Below are 22,077 nucleotides of genomic sequence, written 5' to 3'. Positions count from 1 at the left end.
AGGTATTCAAATGCCGGATGCAGTAAAAGAGAAAAAAATAAGATTGTATAAGTTTGCCTCTGAGTATAATATTCCAACAGAAACAATAATTGAATTTCTTCAGAAGAAAGGCTATGAGGTTAAATCTCATATGACACTTTTGACTGAAGAAATGGAGAGTGATATTCGTGTTCATTTTAAGAAAGATATTGAGAAAGCTGAAAAACATTATAAAAAGATTTCTGAATTTCAAAAGAAGAGAGGCGAAGCAGGACAAGAATTATCTGCAGAAACTAAAATTCATGAAACTATAGTTGAGGGGAAACCTGTCCAGGAAAAATTAATTGAGATACCTAAGGAAGAAAGTAAATTACCAGAAATTCCTGTTGAAGAATCTAAAGTAGAAGCATTAAGTGAAAGAAAAGAAGTTACTGTTGAAGAACAGAATTTACAATCGCAAGTTGGACAAACTGTAGAATCAGTTCAAGAATTAACTGCTGAACAACAAGCAGATAAAGAAGCTCAAACATTTAAGACCGAGACCGAAATAGAGTTAGAAGCCAGAAAAAAAGGCTTAACGATAGTAGGTAAAATTGAGCTGGATAAAAAGGAAAAAGCAGAAACTGCTAAACAGACTGCTGAAACTGTGGTTGAATCTGCTGAAGAGATTGAGGAATCCAAAAAGAAAAAGAAGAAAAAGAAAAAAGTATTAAAAGCTAAGAAAAAAGGGAAAAGTGGCGATGAAGGAGTTGATGAGGTTGTATCTAAAAAGAAAAGAAAAATTAAAAAACTTGAAATTGATAAACGAGAAGTTGAAGAAGCAATTAAGAGAACAATGCTCAGTCTTGATGAATCTGCTTTGAGTGAGAGAGCTTTAATTAGAAAGAAAAAGAGAAAAGAAAAACAAGAGCAACAAGAAAGATTATTAGAACAAAAACAAATTGAACAAAAGAAAATTAAGGTTACTGAATTTATTGCTGTTAATGAACTTGCAAATTTAATGGGAGTCCCTGTAAGTAATGTGATTCAAAAATGTATAAATCTTGGTTTGATGGTTTCTATAAATCAAAGACTCGATGTAGAAACTATTACATTAATTGCAGACGATTTTGGTTATGAAATCGAATTAGTAGATGAATATCAAGCTGACATAGATGCTGATACTCCAGACCCAGAAGATAAATTAAAACCGCGTCCTCCAGTTGTAACGATTATGGGTCATGTAGACCATGGGAAAACATCATTACTTGACTTTATAAGAAGAACAAATGTTGTTGCTGGAGAAGCAGGTGGAATAACACAACACATTGGGGCTTATAAAGTTGTTCTTGACAATGGAAAAGAAATTACATTTCTCGATACACCTGGCCATGAAGCTTTCACAGCTATGAGAGCTCGTGGTGCTAAGGTTACAGATATTGTAGTTCTTGTAGTTGCAGCCGATGATGCTGTAATGCCACAAACTATAGAAGCAATTAATCACGCTCAAGCAGCTAATGTTCCTATTATAGTTGCAATTAATAAAATTGATAAACCAAATGCTAATATTGAAAAAATAAAACAACAGTTAGCAGAAAAAAATGTTCTTGTTGAAGATTGGGGTGGCAGATACCAGTGTGTTGAAATTTCTGCTAAATTGGGAACAAATGTTGACCTTCTCCTCGAAAAAATTATACTTGAAGCTGAAATGCTCGACCTGAAAGCTAATCCTGATAGATTGGCTCGAGGAACAATTATTGAAGCTCAACTTGACAAAGGCAGAGGAATTACAGCTACCGTTCTTGTTCAAAAAGGAACACTAAAAATTGGTGACCCGTTTATTGCAGGCGTTGTTTATGGCAGGGTTAGAGCTATGTTCGATGAACGCGGCAAAAAAGTTACAAGTGCTGGACCATCAACCCCTGTCCTTGTTCTTGGATTTGAAAATACTCCACAAGCAGGTGATATATTCGTCGCTGTAGAATCAGAAAGAGAAGCTCGAGAAGTAAGCATTAAACGTCAACAACTTAAAAGAGAACAGAATCATCGTCAGGTTCGCATGATAACACTTGATGAAATTGCAAGTCAAATTAGTCGTGGAGGTATTAAGGAACTTCCAATTATTGTGAAAGGTGATGTTGATGGTTCTGTTGAAGCTTTGTCAGATGCATTGATGAAATTATCAAATGAAGAAGTTACAGTAAAAGTAATACATAAAGGAGTTGGAGCGATTTCAGAAGGTGATGTTCTTCTTGCTGCAGCATCCCGAGCTATTATAATTGGATTTCATGTTCGTCCGAATTCTAATGCACGCAAATTGGCTGAAACTGAAAAAGTAGACATAAGACTTTATAATATTATTTATGATGCAATCAATGCAGTTAAATCGGCTCTTGAAGGAATGCTTTCTCCTGTTATATCAGAAGAATTAATTGGAACTGCCGAAGTTCGACAAATTTTCAAAGTACCAAAAGTTGGAACTGTTGCAGGCTGTTATGTTCAGGATGGGAAAATTGTTCGCAATAGTAAAGTCCGTTTGTTCAGAGATGGAATTGTAATTTATGAAGGTCAACTCGATTCGCTAAAAAGATTTAAAGATGATGTTCGCGAAGTAGAAAAAGGATTTGAATGCGGTTTGAGTATTGCTAACTTTAATGATATTAAAGTAGGTGATATTATTGAATCATATAAAATTGTTGAAACAAAAAAGAAGCTTGAATAATGCCATCATACAGAGTTGAAAAAGTTGCAAGTTTAATTAAAGAAGAACTTAGCTTGATATTTTTACATAAAATTCAGGACCCAAACCTCAGTATTATTACTGTTACAAATATTAAAATGAGTCCTGACTTGCGTCATACTAAAGTTTATCTTTCTGTTTATGACAAGGATAAACGTCAGGAAGTTCTTGATAAAGTTAATGAATTAAAAAGCTGGATAAGAACTCAATTAGCCGGAAGAATTCAAATAAGATTTGTGCCTGAACTCGATTTTTATATTGATGATACCCTTGACTATGTTGAAAGGATTGAAGGCATTATTAAAAAAATTCATGAAAATGATAACAAAAAAAATATCGAATGATTATGTGCCAAATTTTTTAGAAGGAGAAATTATTCTTATTGATAAACCATTTAAAAAAACTTCCTTCGATGTTATTTATAAAATTCGAAAGGCTATTAATGTGAAAAAAGTAGGACATGCTGGAACACTTGACCCGATGGCTACAGGACTACTTATTGTTTGTACCGGTAAAAAGACAAAAGAGATTTCTTCATTTATGGGACTTGACAAAACTTATATAGGGATAATATCGCTTGGAAAAACAACCCCTTCTTTTGATCTGGAAACTGAATTCAATAGCGAAAAAAAATTTGATTATGTTACGGAAGAAATGATTTTTAATACACGGAATACATTTTTAGGTGCATCCACTCAAATGCCGCCAATGTTTTCTGCAGTTAAAAAAAATGGTAAGGCACTTTATAAATTTGCACGCAAAGGAATTGAAGTAGAAAGAGAACCAAGAGAAATTTTTATATCAAAATTTGAGATAAATAAAATTGAATTGCCGGATATTCATTTTGAAATAACATGCTCTTCGGGAACATATATTCGTGTGATTGCAAATGATTTTGGAGAAAAACTTGGTTGTGGTGCTTACCTTAAATCACTACGACGAACTCGTATCGGAAATTTTAATGTTGAAGATGCTTTTCAGATGGATGAATTTTTTCAATATCTAAAATCAATTTCTTTTTCTGTTAATTAAATGATGATAAATGAAAATTTTTAAAGATTCTTCTGAATTTAAAAAAGATAAGAAAACAGTTATTACTGTTGGAAGTTTTGATGGATTGCATATTGGTCATCAAAAAATCTTGAAAAAATTACTTGAATTAAGTAAAGAGATTAATGGAACAAGCGTTCTTTTGACTTTTGAACCTCATCCAAGAAGTGTAATTGCTAAGGATTTTAATTTGAAAATTCTTACAACACTTGATGAAAAAAAATTGTACTTGGAAAAATTTGGAATTGATAATCTTATAGTTCAGAATTTTACTTTAGAATTTTCACAGATGACCTCAGAAGAGTTTATTAAAAAAATTTTAGTAAATGATATTGGTGTTTCTCATATTGTAATTGGACACGACCATAAATTTGGAAAAGACAGATTGGGTGATGAAGAAAAATTAAAAGAGTTTGGAAGACAGCACAATTTTAATGTTACTTCGGTTGAAGCAGAAATGATTGATGGTCAAATTGTTAGCAGTACTAAAATTCGTAAAGCTTTGAATGAAGGAAATATCGAAAAAGTTAATCTCTTTTTAGGTAGAAATTATAAAATCTCAGGAAAGATTGTTGAAGGAACAAAACGAGGTAGGGAATTAGGTTTTCCTACGGCAAATATTAAACTTCATGACGAAAGAAAAGCTATTCCGAAAAATGGTGTTTATGTGGTTAGTTGTGTTCTGAAAAATAAAAATTATTATGGAGTAATGAATATCGGAATTCGACCAACTTTTGAAAATAATAATCAAACAACGCTCGAAGTAAATCTTTTTGATTTTAATAGGAATGTTTATGGCGAAGATATTGAAGTCAAATTTATAAAATATATTCGTGATGAAAAGAAATTTGAATCGAAAGAAGATTTAATAAATCAAATTAGGCTGGATATTAAAACAGCAAAAGAAATAATTGAAGGAATCAATTAATATTTTTAATTAATTAATCCCGGTTAATTCTGGGATTACATTGTAAAACAAAAATAAAGGAGTTAAAAATGTCACTCTCAAAAGAAAGAAAACTTGAGTTAATCAAAAAATATGGCAAAAATGAAAAAGACAGTGGAACACCCGAAGTTCAAATTGCAATATTAACAGAAAGGATTAACAATCTTACTGCTCATTTTGAAAGCCATAAAAAAGACCATGCATCAAGAAGAGGCTTGATGCAAATGGTTGGTAAAAGAAGAAGATTGCTAGATTATCTAATGAAAAAAGATATTGAAAGATATCGTACTATAATTAAAGAATTGAACATAAGAAAATAGAGGTTTTAAAACATGGTATATACAAAAGAAGTACAAATAGGCAAGCACAAATTGATTTTTGAAACGGGCAAATTAGCCAAACAGGCTAATGGCGCCGTAATGGTTCGTTATGGTGATACAATGGTTCTTGTTACAGCCGTAATGGGCGATGTAAGAGATGATATAGATTTCTTTCCACTAAATGTGGAATATCGAGAAAAATCATTTGCTGCTGGAAAAATTCCTGGTGGATTTATTAAACGAGAAGGAAAACCAAGCGATAAAGAAATTTTAAGTGCAAGATTAATTGATAGACCAATTCGCCCATTATTCCCAGATAATTTTTTTAATGATACTCAAATTGTTGCATTTGTTTATTCCTTCGATAATGAAAATGATGCTGATGTAATTGCTGCTTGCGGTGCTTCTGCTGCTCTTGTTATATCAGATATTCCTTTCCTCGAACCAATTGGTGAAGTAAGAGTAGGTAGAATAAATGGCGAATTCATTATTAATCCTACATTGCAGCAAATTGAAGAAAGTGACATTGAACTGGTTGTTGCCGGCACAGAAAGTTCAATCATGATGGTCGAAGGAGAAGCTAAAGAAGTTAGTGAAGAGGATATGCTAAATGCTCTTAAATTTGCTCATGGAGAAATTAAAAAGATTGTCCAGGCTCAAAATGAATTACGAGAACTCTGTGGCAAGCCAAAATTAGAAATTCCTCCAAAAGTAATTGATGAAAATCTTTTGAAAGATGTTCATGAATTAGCATACGAAAAATTCAAAGCAATAGTTGCGACTGTTTTAACTAAAGAAGAACGTTCGAATAAAAATAAAGAACTTGAAGAAGAAGTAATCGCAGCTCTTGCAGAGAAATATCCAGAGCATGAAAAAGTTATCAAAGAAATACTTCATGACATGGAAAAAGATTTAATGCGAAAGAGAATTTTGGAGGAAGGATTGCGTCTTGATGGAAGAAAAACCAATGAAATTAGACCGATATCAATTGAACTTGGTTTGCTGCCTCGTCCCCATGGTTCTGCACTTTTTACGCGGGGTGAAACTCAAAGCTTAACAACTTTAACGCTTGGAACAAAGCAAGATGAACAAATTATAGATGGTCTGCAAGCTGAATTCAGAAAGAGATTTATTCTTCATTATAACTTCCCGTCTTTTAGTGTTGGTGAAGTTGGTAAATATACTGGAGTTGGTAGAAGAGAAGTTGGTCATGGTAATCTTGCAGAACGTTCATTAAAAAATGTTATTCCTTCTGAAGATAAATTTCCTTATATGATTAGATTGAACTCAGATATTCTGGAATCGAACGGTTCTTCATCAATGGCTACTGTATGTGCAGGTTCTTTAGCTTTGATGGATGGTGGGGTGCCAATAAAAACTGCGATTGCTGGAATAGCAATGGGACTTGTTAAAGAAGGTGACCAATATGCAATTCTATCTGATATACTTGGTAATGAAGACCATCTTGGAGATATGGATTTTAAGGTTGCAGGTTCCGAAAAAGGCATAACAGGATTTCAGATGGATATTAAAATTCAGGGAATCTCGTATGAAATAATGGAAAAGGCTTTGCAACAGGCAAAAGAAGGAAGATTACATATTTTGAAAATAATGAATCAAGCAATTTCAGCTCCACGTTCTCATATTTCTATTTATGCTCCAACATTGCTTTCGACAAAAATCCCAACTGATAAAATTGGAGCTGTGATTGGACCAGGTGGAAAAATTATTCAGAAGATTCAAAAAGATTATAATGTGGAAATTGTTATTGATGAAGATGGAACAGTAAATATATCCGGTCAAGATGCAAAGCAAGCAAGAGAAGCAAAAGAATATATCAAATGGTTAACAGCAGAACCTGAAGTTGGAAAAAATTATAATGGTAAAGTTGTGCGCATTGCTGATTTTGGTGCATTTGTAGAAATTTTACCCGGCGTTCAAGGATTACTTCATATCTCACAAATTGATAATAAAAAAATTGATAAAGTATCAGATGTTTTGAAAGAAGGTGATACAATTAAAGTAAAACTTCTTAGCATTGATGGGAATAAATTTACTTTATCACGAAAAGCATTATTAAAAGAAAATCAAAATACTGAAGAGAACGACAATAACAAATAATTGCTGAATAAAGGAAAGATTTTGAAGCATGTAGCTGATATTTATTATGGCTATGATTAATGAAAATAGGAAACATTGATATTGGCAAAAAACTTTTTTTAGCACCAATGGCAGAAATTACAGATTCTTCTTTTAGAAAAATCTGTAAAGAACATGGTGCTGGCTTTACATTTACTCAAATGGTAAGTGCAGCTGGAGTTGTCAATAATAATTTTGAAACACTTCGAAATCTTTCTTTCCATATTTCTGAAAAACCAATTGGTGTTCAAATTTTGGGCAACGACCCGATAGTAATAGGAGAAGCAGTAAAAGAAATTTCAAAATTAAAACCTGATTTAATTGATTTAAATAGTGGCTGCCCTGTTGAAAAAGTAACATCAAATTTAATGGGTGCAGCTTTACTTGATGACCCAATAAGAATAGGAAAGATTGTTGCATCAATGGTAAAAAATTCCGGGGGAATTCCGATTTCTGTAAAAATAAGACTGGGCAAAAATCATAAAAAAATTAATGTTATTGAAGTTGCAAAATCAATTGAAGACAATGGGGCTTCAATAATTTTTATTCATGCAAGAACTCGAGAAGAAAAATATGACTCTGAACCACACTGGGAATGGATAAGAAAAGTAAAAGAAAATGTAAATATTCCAGTAGTAGGGAATGGCTCACTTTTTAATCCAGAGGATATTTGTCAGATGTTTAAAGAAACGAATTGTGATTCTGCAATGATAGCACGCGGTGCAATTGGAAATCCTTTTATCTTTGAAAGATATAATTCACTGATTGAAACTGGTATTGACCCTGGAGAACCATCAATTGATTTGATTAGAAAAGTTTTGTTAAAACAAATTGATTTGTTGAAAGAAGAGTATGGCGAAATAAAATGCATTGATAAAGTGAAAAAAAATATAATCTGGTATTTTAGAAATTTTCAGGGCATAGAAGAATTGATGGAAAAAGTATTTTCACAACAAGACTTGAACTCATTAAAAATTTTGATAGATGAACACACAGAGAAAATTCAATATGATTTTTATAAATCACAATGCAATTACATTATAAATGCAAAATTCAAAAAGAAAGTTTTATTCTGGCTAAAAAATGATTATGAAACAATAGGATAATGGTTAAACAGAATTAAAAGAGTTTTAAATGAACAAAGAAATAATTATCAGTTCTACAACTACTCAAAACAGAGTAGCAATTACCGAAGATGGAAATCTGGTTGATTTTTTTGTTGAGCATCCAGAAAAGCAGCGAATGGTTGGGGATATTTATTTGGGCAGAGTTGCTCGTGTTTTACCTGGCATACGTGCAGCATTTATTGATATTGGATTAAAACACGATGCTTTTCTACACTTCTCCGATATTGGAGAACGAACAAAAGCTTTACAGGGAATATTCGAAGATGACGAGACCGATGAAGATGAAGATGAAGATGAAAATCAATCAGGGAATAATGAATTATCTTCGGTAGAAACAGCTGAGCAAACAGAAGAAGAGAAAAAAACAGAAAGACATGTTGTAAGAGAACGGCAGATTCCAAAGCTTAAGAAAGGACAAGAAATTTTAGTTCAGATTCTTAAAGAACCGGTAAAAGATAAAGGTGTTAGAGTTACATCTTCTGTTTCCATCCCTGGAAGATTTTGTGTTCTTCTCCCGATGGATGATAAAATTGGTGTTTCAAAAAAGATTGTTGATATAAGAGAACGAAAAAGATTGAGAAGAATTGCAAGGAGCATTATTCCAAAAGACTGCGGCTTAATTATAAGAACCGCAGCAAAAGATCAGGATGAAGAAACCCTTGCAGGTGACTTAAAATATTTGGTAAAAATCTGGGAAGACATTCAGGAAGACGCAAAAAAACTTGAACCACCAGCAATCCTTTATAAAGATTTGAGTACAACAATAAGTGTAATACGCGATTTATTTACTCCCGATGTCTCGAAAGTTTTTGTAGATTCTAAAAAATTATGGAAAGAAATAAGAAATTATGTTCAATTCGTTCAGCCATCGCTTTTGGACAGAATTGAATATTATAAAGGTGAAGAACCAATATTTGAAACATTCAAAATAGAAGAACAGATAAAAACTTTAATGGGAAGAAAAGTGCCTCTTCCCAGTGGTGGTCATATAATTATTGAACATACTGAAGCAATGACAGTAATTGATGTTAATAGTGGAAGATATGCTGCAAAAAAAGAACAAGAATTAAATTCGCTTAAAACAGATTTAGAAGCTGCCAGAGAAATTGTTCGTCAATTAAGATTGAGAGATATTGGCGGATTGATTGTAGTTGATTTCATTGACCTTGAAGATGAAAAAAACAGAAAAAAAATTTATGATGAACTCAAAAAAGAATTTAAGAAAGACCGAGCTAAAACCGCTCTGCTTCCGATGACTGAATTTGGACTTGTACAGATTACACGAGAAAGAGTTAGAGAAAATATTGTTCAATCGATGACAGAAGTTTGTCCTTATTGTCAGGGAACGGGACTGCTTACAAAAAAATCAAATCTAATTCATGAAATAGAAAAATGGTTACAACGTTATCGACTTGAAGGCAAGCATAAATCTTTGAAGCTAATTGTTCATCCTTCTCTTGGAGAAAAACTAAAAGAAGGATTTATTTCTACTCTTACTAAAATTCAATTGAAATACATGGTCAGATTGAAATTAATTCAGGAAGAAAGAATGGATCCTTCTTCCTTCCGAATTCTTGTTACAAGAACAGGAGAAGATATTACAGATAATTTTGCATGAATTTTTTTGCTGTTAAATGAATGAAAATTGATTAGAATAAATCTGCTTAATTAATGAGAGCTTAATGAATATTTTATTTTTTTAAAATTATTTTTGAATGAATTTTGTGATTTGTTTTACGTCAATAATAAAATAGAATTTATCACATTAAAAAATTTTATATCATATTTATGTGAATCAATTTTATTAATTTTTCAGTAAACAATTTGGTCATTAGGAGGTAACAATGAAATTTTTTATTGATTCAGCTAATATAAATCATATAAAAGAAGCAGCTTCTTATGGTTTACTTGATGGAGTTACAACTAATCCATCTCTTGTAGCTAAAGAGGGAAAAAACTTTAGAGAACTTTTGGAAGAAATTGTTAAAATTGTTGATGGCCCTATAAGTGCTGAAGTTGTGTCAACTGATTATGATGGGATTCTAAAAGAAGCAAGAGAACTTTCAAAGATTCATAAAAATATTGTGGTTAAAATTCCTCTGATTAAAGAAGGAATTAAAGCTGTAAAAACATTATCATCAGAAGGAATTAAGACTAATGTTACTTTATGTTTTTCGGCACCGCAAGCAATTTTAGCAGCAAAAGCAGGTGCAACTTATGTAAGCCCGTTTGTTGGCAGACTTGATGATATCAGTCATGAAGGAATGGCCTTAATAGCACAAATTGTTCAAATCTATCGTAATTATAATTTTAAAACAGAAATTATAGTTGCAAGTGTTCGTCATCCTTTACATGTAGTAGAAGCAGCAATGATGGGAGCTCATATAGCTACGATTCCTTTTGATGTCATAGAAAAACTTTTCAAGCATCCTTTAACTGATATTGGATTGGAAAAATTTCTTTCAGATTGGAAAAAACTAAATCAATAGATGAAATGAAAAAAACAAAATTCTATCCCATTCACGAAAAGCTAAGAGCTAAAATTGTTGACTTTGCTGGGTTCAAAATGCCTGTTCAGTATTCTTCAATAATTGCAGAGCATAAAGCGGTAAGAAATTCTGTTGGTGTTTTTGATGTTTCGCACATGGGAGAAATTTTTATTCGAGGAGAAAAGGCTCTTGATTTTGTTCAATATATCACAACTAATGATGCCTCAATGTTAACTAATGGTAGAGTTCAATATTCTGTTATGTGTTATCCTGATGGCGGGATTATTGATGATTTACTTGTTTATAAAATCAACGATAAAGAATATATGTTTGTTGTTAATGCATCAAATAAAGATAAAGATTTTGAATGGATGAAAAAGAATAATCTTTTTGATGTTGATATATCAGATGAAAGCGATGATTATTCTCTGCTTGCTGTTCAAGGACCAAATTCAAAATTTGTAATTGAAAAATTGTGCGACCGTCCTCTTGATTTGGAATATTATCATTTCTTTTTTGCTAGGATTGCAAATGTTGATATGATTGTATCTAGAACTGGATACACTGGAGAATTAGGCTATGAATTATATTTCAAGGGAAATGAACAAGTAGCAGAAAAAGTATGGAATGATTTATTTGATGCAGGTAAAGAATTTAATATTCAGCCTGCTGGGCTTGGAGCAAGGGATTCATTAAGACTCGAAATGGGATATTGCCTTTATGGCAATGATATTGACCAGACTACCAATCCACTTGAAGCTAATCTCAGTTGGATTACCAAGTTGAAAAAAAATTCATTCATTGGCAAAGAAGCATTGCTAAAAATTAAAGAAGAAGGTTTGAAAAGAAAATTGGTTCCATTGATATCTGAAGAAAAGGTTTTTCCTCGTCATGGATATGACTTAAAAGCAGATGGCAAAATAATTGGAAAAGTTACAAGTGGAACTGTAAGCCCGATACTTGAAAAAGCAATTGCTCTTGGCTATGTTTCAATTGACTATGCTAAGGAAGGTACTCAAGTTAATTTTTTAATAAGGGAAAAAGAAATTCCTGCAATTGTCACTAAATTACCATTTGTGAAGAACTGATATGAAAATTAATGTATTATTCTCTAATATTTTTCTTGATGAACTCTACTTTACAGGTAAAACTGCTGTAATGATTGATGTTCTCAGAGCCTCCTCTGTGATAACAACTGCTCTATCAAATGGTGCTAGAGAAGTTATTCCTGTAAGCACACTTGATTTTGCAATGAAAATTTCAAGTGATGCATTTAAAAGCCAGACTTTACTATGCGGTGAAAGAAATACTAAAATGGTTGAAGGATTTAATCTTGGAAATTCTCCTTTGGAATATAAACCGGAAATAGTTGCCGGTAAATCAATAATTTTATATACAACAAATGGAAGTAAAAGCATAGTAAAAGCAAAATTCTGTGAAAATTTATTTATTGGTTGTTTCTTAAACTTACCTGCACTTGCAAAACACCTGATAAATCTCAATCTTGATTTTGAAATTATTTGTGCAGGAACTAATGGATTATTTAATCTTGAAGATGCTGTATGTGCCGGTATGCTTATTAATGAAATTTATTCACAAAATAAGGACATTCAACTTTCTGATTCAGCCGTAGCAAGTTTAACTTTGAACAAGCAAATGGGAAAAAATTTATATGAATTTTTGAGTAGTACAGAACACGGCAAACTGTTAATAGAAAATGGTTTTCTTGATGACATTATAGAATGTTCAAAATATGGAATAACCGATGTGATTCCTTATTTTGTATCAGGTTCTATTAAAAGACTCTGAAATAAAAGTCGATTTTCAAAGTATGTCTAAAAAAAGAAATACATATGACAATAATGAGAAAGAATTTTTTGTAATATCTCCTAAAAAGAAGAAAAAAATTTCAGGCATACTTTTAATAGTTCTATCTCTTTTTATTTTTTTGAGTATACTTTCTTATTCACGTTATGATGATGCTTTTTTTTCTTACCGCTTTACCGACTTATTCAATATCTTTTTTGCTAATCCAAAATTAAAAGAAAAAGCAGCTCACACTCACAACTGGCTTGGTATTTTTGGTGCTTATGTTTCCAACTTTTTTATTCATTCAACGCTTGGATATTTTTCTTTAATCTTTCCTGTAATTCTTTTTGTTTGGGGTTATACAATTTTAAAAGGTGGTGATTCGAAATTAGCTGTTTACTTCACTAATTTCTTTCTTGTAATTGGAATTCTGCTATCAACATTTTTTGGTGTTTTACGAAATGCAAAAGAATTTGGGTTATTAAAAGATTATTATGAACTATCTGGTAATGTTGGTGATTATTTTGGTGCAGCCTTAAGCAATTTAATGGGTGGATTGGGCAGCTTAATTTTGTTATCTGCTGGAATGATAATTACATTAATAATTGCATTTGATGTTCAATTCGGTTCAATACTGAATTTTATGAAGAAATTTTATAAAGAAGAAATTACAAAAGAAGAAACTGAATCTGAGGAAGAACTTTCTATTGATAATATTATTAAAATAAAAAATCAGCAAACAGATAGATTAGAAGAATCTGATGAAGATGAAGAGGATAAAAAGCCAAAGAAGACAGAAACAAAAATTAGAATCATCAAAAAAGATGAATTAGAAAAAATTCCCGAAGAAGAAAAACCATTAAAAATAAAAAAACAAGATATAAGAAAAACAGAAAAGATAGATACAGAAGAAGAGTTTCCTGTTGTTGATAAAGAAAAAGAAGCTGAACTTCCTGACCAATGGAACGAAGAAATTGATTATACTCCACCAAGTTTAGATTTATTAATAACACCTGATGACGAAGAAGTTAAAATTCATGAAAATGAATTAAAAAGAAATGCCGAACTGTTAAAAGAAAAGCTTGCACTTTTTGATATAGAAATTGAAGATATAACTGTAACTCCAGGTCCTGTTGTTACACTTTATGAAATTGTTCCTGCTCCGGGTGTTAAGATTAGCAGAATTGTTAGTCTCGAGCATGATATTGCATTGGCTCTTGCAGCTCGAGGAATAAGAATTATTGCACCAATTCCGGGCAAAAGTGCAATTGGTGTAGAAATACCAAATGCTGAATCATCACTTGTTCGTGCAAAATCTGTCATAAGTAAATTAAAAGATTCAAAAGCAGAACTTCCTCTTGCTCTTGGTAAAACAATTTCAGGCGAAGTATACATTACAGACTTAGCTAAAATGCCTCATCTGTTGATTGCTGGTTCTACTGGTTCTGGTAAAAGTGTTGGTATTAATATGATAATTCATAGTTTAATTTATTCCAAACATCCTTCTGATGTTAAATTTGTTATATTCGACCCTAAAAAAATTGAGCTTTCTTTCTATAAAAAATTGAGCAGACATTTCCTTGCTGTATCTCCAGATTTAGAAGAAGAAATAATAACTACTCCATCAAATGCATTACTTGCTCTAAAAGCAGTTGAATATGAAATGGAAAAACGTTATGACAAACTTGCAAAAGCTGGCGTGCGTAACATTGTTGATTACAACAAAAAAGTAATGAACCCAAGAACTCGTCCTCATGATACTGATGAAATCAAACATCATAAATTGCCTTACATAATTGTTATTATAGATGAACTTGCAGATTTAATGATGACATCCGGGAAAGAAGTAGAAGAACCAATTGCTCGTTTAGCTCAGCTTGCTCGTGCTGTGGGAATTCATTTGATTCTTGCAACTCAAAGACCATCTGTAAATGTTATAACTGGAGTGATTAAAGCAAATTTTAGTGCAAGGATTGCATATCAGGTTGCTACTAAAATTGATTCAAGAACAATACTTGATATGAACGGTGCGGAACAATTGCTTGGAAGCGGGGATATGCTTTTCTTACCTGCTGGAATGCCAAAACCAATTCGTATTCAAAATGCATTTATTACAACTGAAGAAATTGAAAGAGTAACAAATTTTATTTATCAGCAGAAAGGTTATTCGAAAAGATATTTTCTTCCTTCACTTTATGAAAAGAAAAAAGCTGAACTTAGTAATTTTTTATCTGACTTAGACCCAATGTTTGAAGAAGCTGCAAGAATTGTAGTTCGTCATCAGCAAGGTTCTGTTTCTCTTTTGCAAAGAAAATTAAAATTAGGTTATTCGCGTGCAGCTAGAATTGTAGACCAGCTTGAGCAGGTTGGTATCGTTGGTCCTGCGGAAGGCAGCAAAGCACGCGAAGTAATTGTTGAAAATGAAGAACAACTCGAAACAATATTAAGGTCTCTATGAAACTTATATTTCTCTTTTTGTTTTCATTTCAAATCTTATATGCACAAAGTGGCATTGAGTCCTTAAAAAAAATTCAGAGTAAGTTTAATTCTATTACAGATTTTACTGCTAATTTTATCCAAACAGATTGTAAATCATCTGTGAAAAGCTCTGCGGCGTTAAAAGGGAAAATTTATTACAAGAAAAAAAATAAATTTGTTGTTGAATTAAAAAATCAATTAATTGTTTCAAATGGCGAGTTTATTTGGAATTATAATCAAAAACAAAAACAGGTTATAATCAGTAATTTTTCTGATGAACCAACAGCATACTCGATAGAAAAAATAATTTATAATTATCCATCACTTTGCAGAATTAAGTTAATGAAAAAAGATAATGAAGAAATAATTCAGCTTATTCCGCAAGAAGGCTTGCTTGATTTGAAAGATATAAAAATCTGGAGAGATAATAATAACATGATTTCTAAATTAGAAGTAACAGATATAGGAGATATGTGTTATTTCATTCAGTTCGAAGATGTAACAATAAATCAAAATTTACCAGATAATAAATTTACCTTTAATCCTCCAAAAGGAATTCGCGTTGTTGACCTCCGTTAAAGAACATAAAAAATTGCTGAAGAAATTTAGCGGGTACATACTACCCGTTATTCTTACTATCATTTTTCTAATTCTTGCTTTTAGAGGAATTGATTTAAAAAAATCATTTGCTCTTATCGCCGAAACTTCTATAATATGGCTGTTTATTTATATAATTATTTTTTACATATCTCATTACATTCGTGCTATTCGGTGGAAGGTAATAATTCAATCTGTAAAACCTGATGCATCATCATTAAATTTATTTGGTGCAGTTATGATAGGGTATGGTGTTAATTGTGTTATTCCGCGTTTCGGGGAAATTTATAGAGGATTATTTCTTGGTAAATGGGAAAAAATATCCAGGTCTACAATGATAGGAACTATTATAGTTGAAAGAGTGATTGATATTATTTCTTTTGGACTAGCTTCATTTCTTAGTGTTTTATTTTACTCAGGTGACTTATTCAAAAAAATAGTTTGGTTAAAGCCTACATTAATTATTGGATTTGTAATAATATCTGTGATAATTCTGCTTCTTGTCATAATCGTTAAGTATGAACATGGCTTGACATCATCATTATTTGGTTTTCTTAATAAAATTAATCCAAAGATATCAAATAAATTTACTGAATTGATTTCTACACTCATCGAAGGTTTCTCAAGTATTAAAGGGCATAAGAATTTTTTTATGATAATTGTTCTAACAGTATTGATGTTCTGGACTTATGCATTAAATACTTATGTGGGATTTTTCATGCTTCATATGCATGAGGTACAGGAAATCGACATGAAAATGGCTTGGGTTTTTATGGCTATTAGTGCATTTGGCACTTTAATTCCTACACCAGGTGGAACAGGTTCATATCATATAATCTCAATTTTTATTCTTTCTAAATTATATAACTTTAATTATGAAGTTAGTGCAGCATATGCAATATTGACTCATTTCATTCAATATTTTGTATTTGTTGCATCAACTTTGCTGCTGATTTTTATTATTAACAGATTGAGGGAAAAGAAGGGAGAATCGAAAGAAAATTTTATTACAGTTTTTAATTCTAAATCTGGGGATAAATGAAAAAAATATTTTTTCTTTTTTTTGTGATTCCTTTTTTAGTATATGCACAATGGGATTTTGAAATTGCAATGGGATTAGATTTTAAATCAACTCCATCTTATCGCGATTATATCAATTCCAATTTTTCTCAATTCGGTAAAAAACTTTCATCCTTTTCAAGTGCAATTAATTTTAGTAGTGAAATTAATTACAAAATTTCTAAGAATTTTCAATTAGGTGGCGAACTTAGTTATTTAATTGATTCTTACAATGCTCCTATAGGTGCAGGCGGCATCTATGAAATATCATATACTTTTTTAAGACCATCTTTAGTTGCTTATTATGTTGTTAGTGGAACTGGTTATAAATTTAAATTTGGCGGTGGACTTGGACCAAGATTCATCTTTTTGACAGAAGATAATATTACAAAAATTGATTACTCAACAAATGGATTTGGATTGCTAATTAAAGCAGAAGGCAATACACTATTGAGTGATAATCTGTACGCAGTAATTGGGATTGACTTGAGATTTGATAATTCGGGTGATCTTAAAGACAAAGTTTATCAAAATAAAATAATTAACTTTTATAACGGTCAAGCAGTTAATATGACTTCTATTTCAGCTGGAATTAAACTTGGAATTGCATATATCTTTTAAGGATTATCTATGAACATTTTCGAAGCAATAATACTTGGTATAATTCAAGGACTAACAGAATTTTTGCCAATAAGCAGCACAGGGCATTTAACAGTTGCCGGGAAAATAATGAACCTAATTTCTTCTGATAAGCCACAATTATGGACTTCTTTCATAGCTGTAATTCAACTTGGAACTTTGATAGCTGTAGTAGTATATTTTCGTGAAGATATTATGGATATCATCAAAGATTTTTATCAGGATAATTTTATAAGAAGAAAAAATTTCAACACTCAATCATTAAATTCTAAGATGGGCTGGTATCTTGTAATTGCAACAATACCAGTTGCTGTAATTGGGCTTCTGTTTAAAGATATAATTGAAGGTGAACTTACAAAAAATCTTTATGTGATATCAGCAAGTTTGATTTTACTTGCCGTTATACTTGCAATAGCAGAAAAAACTGGCAAGTTAAAACGTGATATGAGTAATATTAAATGGTACGATGCTTTTGTAATTGGGTTGGCACAATCTCTTGCATTAATTCCCGGCTCTTCTCGTTCTGGAACTACAATCACAGCAGGTTTATTTCTTGGATTAAAGAGAGAGACAGCAGCTCGTTTTTCTTTTTTGATGAGTATTCCTGCAATTTTTGCAAGTGGTATGCTGGAATTTTATGAATCATTAAAATATATTGATTTTAATTCATCATTAAACTTGATTATTGCAACAGTTGCATCGGGAATTGTTGGTTATCTGTCAATTGAATTTTTATTAAGATATTTAAAAAGAAATTCAACTCTAATTTTTATTATCTATCGGATTGTAATTGGTATTTTAATTTTATTATTAATCAGTCAAGGTTTAATAAAACCATAGGTGATCTATGAATCTATATAAAATTTCACTAATGATAATTTTTTCTATATTGATTTTGTCCTGCACATCAAATGGACAAAAAGAAGCTAAAAAGCAAAATGACATAAAAATTAACTTAGAAGAACTTCTTTCATTGAAGAATAATGAGAAATTAATTGCTATAATGAAAACAAGCATAGGAACTATTGAACTTGAGCTGTTCCCTTACGAAGCACCTAAAACTGTAAAAAATTTTGTTGGCCTGTCATCGAAAGGTTTTTATGATGGAGTAACTTTTCATCGTGTGATAAAAGATTTTATGATTCAAGGAGGAGACCCAACTGGAACCGGAAGAGGTGGAGCGAGCATTTATGGAGGTCCATTCGAAGATGAATTTTCTCCTTCATTAAAACATAATTCCCCAGGTATTCTTTCTATGGCAAATGCAGGACCAAATACTAATCTAAGTCAATTTTTTATTACTGTAGTTCCAACTCCATGGCTTGACTTAAAACATACAATTTTTGGAAAAGTAATTAATGGGATGGAAGTAGTAAAAGAAATTAATTCAGTACCAACAGATGAAAAAGATAGACCAATACAAAATGTAGTTATAGAGAAAATTACAATTGAAAAACGAAAATTCTGAAATAATGCAATCAGAATTTTTTACTTCTCGATGGGGCTTAATTTTATCAACACTTGGAATTGCTGTTGGCACTGGTAATATCTGGCGATTTTCAAGAATTGTAGCACAAAATGGAGGCGGCTCTTTCTTAATTCCATGGGTTATATTTTTATTGATTTGGTCTGTTCCTTTAATAATTTCTGAATTTGCTTTAGGTAAATTTACAAGGAAAGCACCTATTGGAGCTTTTGTAAAAACTGCGGGCAGTAAATTTGCATGGATGGGAGCTTTTGTTGCATTTGTTTCCACAGCAATTATGTTTTATTACTCTGTAGTTACTGGTTGGTGTATTAAATATTTATTTTCATCACTATCTGGAAATTTGTTTATTACATCAAATCATTTGCAATACTGGAATGAATTTTCTTCAGGATTGTGGCCAATTTATTTTCACTTCTTTGCAATGATTATTGGTTCAACAGTAATATATAAAGGAGTAGTAAAAGGAATAGAAAAAGTAAATAAAATACTTGTATCGATGCTTGTTGTTATTCTTTTAATTCTTTTTGTGCGTGCCATTACATTACCAAATGCTCTTGAAGGCATTAAATATTTTTTTACTCCTAAACTTGAATACTTAATTAATTACAAAGTTTGGCTAAATGCATTAACACAAAATGCATGGGATACAGGAGCGGGGTGGGGTTTGATTTTAACTTACGCAACTTATATGAAAAAGAAAGAAGATATTGCATTAAATGCTTCATTAATCGGATTTGGGAATAATTCTATTTCATTGCTTGCAGGGATTATTATTTTTTCTACAGTGTTCGCTTTGAGCTCAAATGATGCTCTTCAGCAAATATCATTATCCGGACCGGCAAATACAGGTTTAACTTTTATAGTTTTGCCCCAATTGTTTATGAAAATGTCAAATTCATTTACTGTTAATATTGCTTTTTCATCATTGTTTTTTCTAGCATTATCATTTGCAGCACTAACATCTTTAATATCTATGATAGAATTAGCAGTTAAGACATTAATCGATTTTGGTTTTCAACGAAAAACCGCCACTATTATTATTTGCTTTTTTGGCTTTATTCTGGGCATACCTTCTGCACTCAATATTAATTTTTTGATAAATCAAGATTGGGTTTGGGGTGTAGGATTAATTTTGAGTGGTGCTTTCATATCTTTTGCAGTTAATAAATATGGAACTGATAAGTTCAGAAAAGAAATTATAAATGCAACTGGGAATGACATAAATGTTGGCAGATGGTATTTTTGGATTATGAAATATATTGTTCCGATTTTAGCAATTTTATTGCTGTCCTGGTGGTTGATATCATCAACTTCATGGGATAAAGAATGGTGGAACCCATTTCATCGTGAAAATTTGGGAACAAGTTTATTTCAATGGTTAATGGTGATTATTATATTTTTAGTAGTTAATAAAAAGATTGCAAATAAAATTTCAGTAAAAATATGAATGAAATTATTTTCGGAATTTTTATAACAGGATTTATTTGGGGTGGGTTTATATATTTCATAATAAAAGCAATTAAGTTAGAAAAGAAAAAGTCAGATAATTATGGCAAAAAAAATATTACCATCAATTAATGAATTAATAAAAGAATTAAAGAAAAAGAATCTTTTGCCAGTTTATTTTATTTGTGGTGAAGATAATTACAATATTAATTATTCAGTGGAATTAATTATTAACTCAGCAAAACAATTTGTAAAATCTGATTTTGATATTGAAATAATCGATGCAGAGCGTGGACAAAATTTTTCTCAAATAATTGACATGGCGCTTGCTTTTCCTTTTGGCGGTGGTAAAAAAATAATTGTGGTAAAAAATTTTGATAAACTAAATGACAAAAAATTATTGAGCGATTATTTAGTATCTCCCGCAGAATTTACAATTCTAATTTTAGTACAAAATTCGAAAGTATCAGATTTATCAAAAGAACCTTTTGCATCCCTAATTGAAAAAGGATTTTTGTTTGAAATAAAAACTGAATCAGGTGACGAACTTGTTGATTGGCTTGAAAGAAAAGCAGAAGAATATAAAATAAAACTTACTCGTGAAAACATTTATAATATTCTGGAAATAGTTGGAGAAGATAAAAGTTTACTTGAGAGTCAGCTTCAAAAAATTTCAATTTATTTATTAGATAAAGAAAAAGTTACCTTCGAAGAGATTAAAAAATTAATTTCATCAACAAAACAATATTCTATTTTTGATTTGCAGGAAGCTATCGGCAGAGGTGATAAAGTTAAAGCAATTGAAGTCGCTTATAATTTATTAGATAGTGGACAGGAAATTATTGTTATTATCAATATGCTTGCAAAATTTGTTTTAACTGTTTCTCAAATTCTTGAAATGATAAAAACAAATGTTAACGATAATGAAGCAGCACGAAAACTTCAGTTGAGCTGGTATTATTATATAAATTGTAAAAAAGCAAATTTTCTATTTTCTGATTCACGATTATTAAATGCTTCTCGTGCATTATTTGAAGCTGATTTATCTGTAAAAACTACTGCTATTGACCCCAAAACAGTATTGATAACTCTAATTTCGAAAATGATGCAATAAAAATTATGGAGTTGAAAAATTTTTCTTTAATAACTAAAATTAAACACCTAATTTTGAAACAATCTTAATATTGGATAGGTATAATTGCCGCACAATCAAAATTTAACTGAATTAACGGATGAAGAACTAATTAAAAAGTTTCAAGAAACAAATGAACTTGAAGCTTATGAAATATTAGTTCGCCGTTATAAAGACCCTCTGATGAATTTCGTATATCGATTCGTCGGAGATAGAGATGTTTCTTCAGACATTGTTCAGGATACAATGATTAAGTTTTATCTCAATAAAGATTCATATCGCGAGTTTGCCAAGTTTTCAACCTGGATTTATACAATTGCTGGCAATCTTGCTAAAAATGAATTAAAAAGACGGCGAAGAAGAAGTATATTGTCCCTAAGTCCAACTGAAGATGAAAAACAAATACAGGTCGAAGATAAGTCGTTTGTTGCTCCTGACAGAGCTACTGACAGCAATATTAAGCACGACATTATACAGCGTGCACTAATGAAGATTAAACCAGTTTATAGAGAAATGGTAATTCTTAGAGACATTCAAGGTCTTTCTTATGAGGAAATTGCAGATATTACAAAAGTTTCTCTGGGTACTGTAAAATCAAGAATTAATCGTGGAAGAACTCAACTACAAAAGTTATTAAAAAATATTTATGACGAGTAAGC

General features: G+C 31.2%; 20 protein-coding genes. All 20 read left to right on the top strand.

Going from position 1 to position 22,077, the window contains the following annotated elements; all coding sequences use genetic code 11:
- Positions 1–10 precede the first annotated feature (10 nt).
- On the top strand, positions 11–2,680 hold the full coding sequence (gene infB / locus VJY32_RS11640; protein WP_353678090.1) for a translation initiation factor IF-2: 2,670 nt from the start codon (positions 11–13) through the stop codon (positions 2,678–2,680).
- Positions 2,680–3,042 (top strand): 30S ribosome-binding factor RbfA, encoded by a 363-nt coding sequence (rbfA, locus tag VJY32_RS11635; RefSeq protein ID WP_353678089.1) that lies wholly within the window; start codon positions 2,680–2,682, stop codon positions 3,040–3,042. Before infB ends, rbfA begins: the two co-directional genes overlap by 1 nt.
- Positions 3,017–3,730, top strand: coding sequence for a tRNA pseudouridine(55) synthase TruB (truB, locus tag VJY32_RS11630; RefSeq protein WP_353678088.1), 714 nt, complete (start codon positions 3,017–3,019; stop codon positions 3,728–3,730). The genes rbfA and truB overlap by 26 nt, the downstream gene beginning before the upstream one ends.
- A 10-nt stretch (positions 3,731–3,740) precedes the next feature.
- Positions 3,741–4,676 carry a bifunctional riboflavin kinase/FAD synthetase gene (locus VJY32_RS11625; RefSeq protein ID WP_353678087.1) on the top strand — a complete coding sequence of 312 codons (936 nt, stop codon included), beginning with the start codon at positions 3,741–3,743 and terminating at the stop codon, positions 4,674–4,676.
- Positions 4,677–4,744: 68 nt separating this feature from the next.
- On the top strand, positions 4,745–5,014 hold the full coding sequence (gene rpsO, locus VJY32_RS11620; RefSeq protein ID WP_353678086.1) for a 30S ribosomal protein S15: 270 nt from the start codon (positions 4,745–4,747) through the stop codon (positions 5,012–5,014).
- A 12-nt stretch (positions 5,015–5,026) separates the two neighbouring features.
- Positions 5,027–7,135, top strand: coding sequence for a polyribonucleotide nucleotidyltransferase (pnp, locus tag VJY32_RS11615; RefSeq protein ID WP_353678085.1), 2,109 nt, complete (start codon positions 5,027–5,029; stop codon positions 7,133–7,135).
- A gap of 59 nt (positions 7,136–7,194) precedes the next feature.
- On the top strand, positions 7,195–8,259 hold the full coding sequence (gene dusB, locus VJY32_RS11610; RefSeq protein WP_353678084.1) for a tRNA dihydrouridine synthase DusB: 1,065 nt from the start codon (positions 7,195–7,197) through the stop codon (positions 8,257–8,259).
- Between the two features lie 28 nt (positions 8,260–8,287).
- On the top strand, positions 8,288–9,898 hold the full coding sequence (locus tag VJY32_RS11605; RefSeq protein ID WP_353678083.1) for an Rne/Rng family ribonuclease: 1,611 nt from the start codon (positions 8,288–8,290) through the stop codon (positions 9,896–9,898).
- Positions 9,899–10,124: 226 nt separating this feature from the next.
- Entirely contained in the window at positions 10,125–10,769 is a 645-nt protein-coding gene (gene fsa, locus VJY32_RS11600; protein ID WP_353678082.1) for a fructose-6-phosphate aldolase, read from the top strand.
- A gap of 5 nt (positions 10,770–10,774) precedes the next feature.
- Entirely contained in the window at positions 10,775–11,857 is a 1,083-nt protein-coding gene (gene gcvT / locus VJY32_RS11595; RefSeq protein ID WP_353678081.1) for a glycine cleavage system aminomethyltransferase GcvT, read from the top strand.
- 1 nt (position 11,858) lies between these two features.
- Positions 11,859–12,578 carry a 2-phosphosulfolactate phosphatase gene (locus tag VJY32_RS11590; protein ID WP_353678080.1) on the top strand — a complete coding sequence of 240 codons (720 nt, stop codon included), beginning with the start codon at positions 11,859–11,861 and terminating at the stop codon, positions 12,576–12,578.
- Positions 12,579–12,600: 22 nt separating this feature from the next.
- Positions 12,601–15,036: a DNA translocase FtsK gene (locus tag VJY32_RS11585; RefSeq protein WP_353678079.1), complete on the top strand. Its 2,436-nt coding sequence runs from the start codon at positions 12,601–12,603 to the stop codon at positions 15,034–15,036.
- Entirely contained in the window at positions 15,033–15,635 is a 603-nt protein-coding gene (locus VJY32_RS11580) for a LolA family protein (protein ID WP_353678078.1), read from the top strand. The genes VJY32_RS11585 and VJY32_RS11580 overlap by 4 nt, the downstream gene beginning before the upstream one ends.
- A 13-nt stretch (positions 15,636–15,648) precedes the next feature.
- A complete protein-coding gene (locus VJY32_RS11575; RefSeq protein ID WP_353678077.1) occupies positions 15,649–16,695 on the top strand; it encodes a lysylphosphatidylglycerol synthase transmembrane domain-containing protein in 1,047 nt (348 codons plus the stop codon).
- Positions 16,692–17,333: a hypothetical protein gene (locus tag VJY32_RS11570; RefSeq protein ID WP_353678076.1), complete on the top strand. Its 642-nt coding sequence runs from the start codon at positions 16,692–16,694 to the stop codon at positions 17,331–17,333. The genes VJY32_RS11575 and VJY32_RS11570 overlap by 4 nt, the downstream gene beginning before the upstream one ends.
- A 9-nt stretch (positions 17,334–17,342) precedes the next feature.
- A complete protein-coding gene (gene uppP, locus VJY32_RS11565) occupies positions 17,343–18,191 on the top strand; it encodes an undecaprenyl-diphosphatase UppP (RefSeq protein ID WP_353678075.1) in 849 nt (282 codons plus the stop codon).
- Between the two features lie 7 nt (positions 18,192–18,198).
- Entirely contained in the window at positions 18,199–18,819 is a 621-nt protein-coding gene (locus tag VJY32_RS11560) for a peptidylprolyl isomerase (RefSeq protein ID WP_353678074.1), read from the top strand.
- The gene (locus VJY32_RS11555; protein WP_353678073.1) at positions 18,800–20,287 is read left to right on the top strand and encodes a sodium-dependent transporter; all 1,488 of its coding nucleotides are present in this window, start codon (positions 18,800–18,802) and stop codon (positions 20,285–20,287) included. Before VJY32_RS11560 ends, VJY32_RS11555 begins: the two co-directional genes overlap by 20 nt.
- 102 nt (positions 20,288–20,389) lie before the next feature.
- Entirely contained in the window at positions 20,390–21,400 is a 1,011-nt protein-coding gene (holA, locus tag VJY32_RS11550) for a DNA polymerase III subunit delta (RefSeq protein ID WP_353678072.1), read from the top strand.
- 84 nt (positions 21,401–21,484) lie between these two features.
- Positions 21,485–22,075 carry an RNA polymerase sigma factor gene (locus VJY32_RS11545; protein ID WP_353678071.1) on the top strand — a complete coding sequence of 197 codons (591 nt, stop codon included), beginning with the start codon at positions 21,485–21,487 and terminating at the stop codon, positions 22,073–22,075.
- The last annotated feature ends 2 nt before the right edge of the window (positions 22,076–22,077 follow it).

It is taken from the genome of Rosettibacter primus (assembly GCF_036860675.1).
Classification (GTDB): domain Bacteria; phylum Bacteroidota; class Ignavibacteria; order Ignavibacteriales; family Melioribacteraceae; genus Rosettibacter; species Rosettibacter primus.
Note: the sequence above shows the minus strand (reverse complement) of the source record. Positions and strands in the feature narration are given on the sequence as shown.